General features: G+C 72.1%; 3 protein-coding genes. 1 reads left to right on the forward strand and 2 read right to left on the reverse strand.

Going from position 1 to position 3,585, the window contains the following annotated elements; all coding sequences use genetic code 11:
- On the reverse strand, positions 1-983 hold a 983-nt coding region (locus tag FV223_RS22870), incomplete at its 3' end, for an MATE family efflux transporter (RefSeq protein WP_147729142.1).
- A 98-nt stretch (positions 984-1,081) separates the two neighbouring features.
- Positions 1,082-2,965 (reverse strand): ABC transporter ATP-binding protein, encoded by a 1,884-nt coding sequence (locus FV223_RS22875; RefSeq protein ID WP_147729143.1) that lies wholly within the window; start codon positions 2,963-2,965, stop codon positions 1,082-1,084.
- A gap of 168 nt (positions 2,966-3,133) precedes the next feature.
- Here FV223_RS22875 and FV223_RS22880 point away from each other — a divergent pair.
- The coding region (locus FV223_RS22880) for a tRNA (cytidine(34)-2'-O)-methyltransferase (RefSeq protein ID WP_147729144.1) at positions 3,134-3,585 on the forward strand (452 nt) is incomplete at its 3' end.

Here is a 3,585-nt window from a genome sequence, read left to right on the forward strand (position 1 = left end):
CCCTGCGGGTCGTGCGCGCCGTGCCGCAGGCCGACGCGCACGGTGGCGCCCTGCGCGACCCCGTTCGGGACCATGAAGCAGAGCGCCGCGATCTGGATCGCCACCGCGTGCGCGGCGAGCTGGGCCGCGCCGAACAGCCCCATGCCGAGCACCGCCGCCTCGAACAGGCCGGCTTCCGCGAGCCCCGTCCCCGCCATCGGCAGGCCGAGGCGGAACAGGGCCGAGAGGCGCTTCGCATCGAAGCGCCAGACCCGGTGCAGCAGCCGGTACCGGCGCAGGCCGCGGTCGCGCAGGATCACCGCGACGAGCACGAGGAGGGTGAAGAACGCGGCGCAGGTGGTGGCGATGCCGACCCCGACCAGCCCCATGCCGAGGCGTCCGGGGCCCTCGAAGGCGAGCCAGACCCCGAGGCCGATATTGACCGGCAGCGCTATCAGGCTGGCGGCGAGCGGCCAGCTCGGGCGCTCCAGCGCCGCGAAGGTGCCGCGCAGCACCATGAACAGCAGGGCCGGCCACATCGCCCATTGCAGCGCGCGCATGTAGCGGCCGGCATCCTCGGCCAGCGCCGGCGGCTCGCCGATCGCTTCCAGCAGCGCCCGCGTGTGCCACAGCCCGAGCATCAGCGGGATCGCGACGAGGGTCGCGGCCCAGAACCCGGCCCGCACGAGGCGGCGCACGGCGTCCGAATCGGTGCGGTCGCGCCCGAGCGCCTCCGCGATCAGGGGCGCCACCGCCGAGGTCAGGCCGATGCCGCAGATGAACAGGATGAAGTACAGGCTGGTGGCCAGCGTCGCCGCCGCGAGCTCGGGCGCGCCCAGGCGGCCGAGCATCACCGTGTCGGCGGTGATCAGCCCGTGCTGGGCGAGGTTGGTGAGGACGAGGGGCGCGGCGAGCGCGAGGGTCGCGCGCAGCTCCGCGATCCACGCTCGCCGGACGGGAGGCCGCCCCTCCCCGGCCGAGGCCGCGAGGCCGAATGCCGGCATGTCTTGGTCTTTCGATGATTTGGCCGGCGCGGCCGCCCATTTGAATGAAGAGAGGTCCTATGCCCTCCCCGTCATTCCGGGCTCTAGTTCCGCGCGTTCTACCCCGGCAACGCGTCGGAAATCCGACGGGGCTCGGGTTTGGGCGCCCGGTCGGGCAGGAAGCCGCCGGACTGGCGCTCCCACAATCGGGCGTAGAGGCCGCCGCGGCCGATCAGCTCGGCATGCGTCCCCTCCTCGACGATGCGGCCCTCGTCGATGACCACGAGGCGGTCGAGCGCCGCGATGGTCGAGAGCCGGTGGGCGATGGCGAGCACGGTCTTGCCCTGCATCAGGGTGTCGAGGCTCTCCTGGATCGCCGCCTCGACCTCCGAATCCAGCGCCGAGGTCGCCTCGTCGAGGATCAGCACCGGGGCGTCCTTGAGGATCACCCGGGCGATGGCGATGCGCTGGCGCTGGCCGCCCGAGAGCTTCACCCCGCGCTCGCCGACCTGGGCGTCGTAGCCGCGCCGCCCCTTGTGGTCGACGAGGTCGTGGATGAAGGCGTCGGCATGGGCGAGCTCGGCGGCGCGGGCGACCGCGTCCATGGTCGCGTCGGGGCGGCCGTAGGCGATGTTGTCGCGGATCGAGCGGTGCAGCAGCGAGGTGTCCTGGCTGACCATGGCGATGGCGCCCCGCAGCGAATCCTGCGTGACGCGCGCGATGTCCTGGCCGTCGACGGTGATGCGGCCGCTCTCGACGTCGTGCAGGCGCAGCAGCAGCGAGGTGATCGTGGTCTTGCCCGCGCCGCTGACGCCGACGAGCCCGACCTTCTCGCCGGCCCGGATGTGCAGCGACAGGTTCTCGATCACATTGGCGTCGCCGCGGCCGTAATGGAAGCCGACGTTCTCGAAGCGGATGTCCCCGCCCGCGACCTTCAGCACGGCGGCGTCGGGCGCGTCGACGAGCCCGTGCGGACGGCTGATCGTCTGCATGCTCTCCTGGATCACGCCGACGTTCTCGAACACGCCGCGCACGGTCTGCATCACCCAGCCCGACATCGCGAGCAGGCGCAGCACCAGCGCGAGGCCGGCGGCGGCCTCGCCCGTGGTCATGCCGCCGCGCTGCCACAGCATCAGGCACAGGGCGCCGGTGGCGAGCAGCAGGGCGCTGTTGAGGATGCCGAGCAGGGTCGTCGTCAGCGTCACCAGCCGGAACTGGTGCAGGTAGGTCCGGGTGTTGCTGTCGATCGCCTCGCGCACGGCCGCGCGCTCCTCGCGGTCGCGGGCGAAGAGCTTGACGGTGAGGATGTTGGTGTAGCTGTCGACCACCCGCCCGACCAGCGCCGAGCGGGTCTCGGCGGTGCGGTGCGACCGCTCGCGCGCCCGCGGCACGAACCACGCCGTCAGCCCGGCATAGGCCGCGATCCAGGCCACCACCGGCAAGGCCAGCCACACCGAGATCGACGAGAACAGGCCGACCGCGGTGATCGCGTAGATCGCCACGTAGAGCAGGGTGTCGATGAACACGACCGCGATCTCGCGCACCGCCGGGCCGACCTGGACGATGCGGTTGGCAAGGCGGCCGGCGAAGTCGCCCTGGAAGTACGAGAGCGAGTGGCCGAGCGTGTAGAGGTGGGTGCGCCAGCGGACCTGGTTGGTGGTCTGCGGCACGATGAGCTGGTTCGAGGCGACCTCGTGCAGCCAGATCGTGGTCGGCCGCACCACCACGAGGAACAGCGCGGCGAGCGCCAGCGCGAGCCCATGATCCTGCAGCAGCGTCGTCCGGTCGGCGCCGTTCATCAGGTCGATGAACCAGCGCATCAGCAGGTAGAGCGAGGCCTCGACCGTGCCCGCCACCACCGCGATGACGAACAGGGCGGCGAGCGCGGCCCGCATCGGGCGCAGGTAGAACGCGGCGAAGCCGAGCACGGTCTTGGGGGGCATCCGCTCCGCGTCGAAGGGCGCGAACGGGTTGATGCGGCGCTCGAGCCAATCGAGGAACATGGTGTCACGGTGCTTTGCGTCGGGGAGGCGTGACCCTCATGTAAGCCCGCGGTCGTCCCGGCCAAGCGGGGAGCGATGCCGCAGCGCGTCGGGGCTGCCATGCGTCGGCACGGATCGGCCGTGCCGGCGTGGATTGGTCGGCGGCGCCGAAGCGGATATCCCCGGAGCATGCTCCGCCTCGCGCTCTACCAGCCCGACATCCCCCAGAACACCGGCACGCTGCTGCGCATGGCGGCCTGCCTCGGGCTCTCCGTCGAGATCGTCGAGCCGGCGGGCTTCGACGTGTCCGACCGTCACCTGCGCCGCTCGGGGCTCGACTATCTCGACCACGTCGCGATCACCCGGCACCGTTCCTGGGCGGCGTTCTCGGAATGGCGCCTCCAGGCAGGAATCCGCCTGGTGCTCGCCACCACCGCGGGCGCCCTGCCCTACACGGGCTTCGCCTTCCGCGACGGCGACTGCATCCTGATGGGCCGCGAATCGGCCGGCGTGCCCGAGGCGGTCCACGCCGCGGCCGACGCGCGGGTGGTGGTGCCGATCCGCGCCGGAATGCGCTCGCTCAACGTCGCGGTCGCGGCGGCGATGATCTGCGGCGAGGCGATCCGGCAGGGGGCCGGGCC

Source organism: Methylobacterium sp. WL116, assembly GCF_008039455.1.
In the GTDB taxonomy this organism is placed as follows: domain Bacteria; phylum Pseudomonadota; class Alphaproteobacteria; order Rhizobiales; family Beijerinckiaceae; genus Methylobacterium.

Coding starts and splice junctions, on each gene's coding strand:
- FV223_RS22875 (WP_147729143.1), bottom strand. CDS start 2,965: ATGTTCCTCGATTGGCTCGAGCGCCGCATCAACCCGTTCGCGCCCTTC.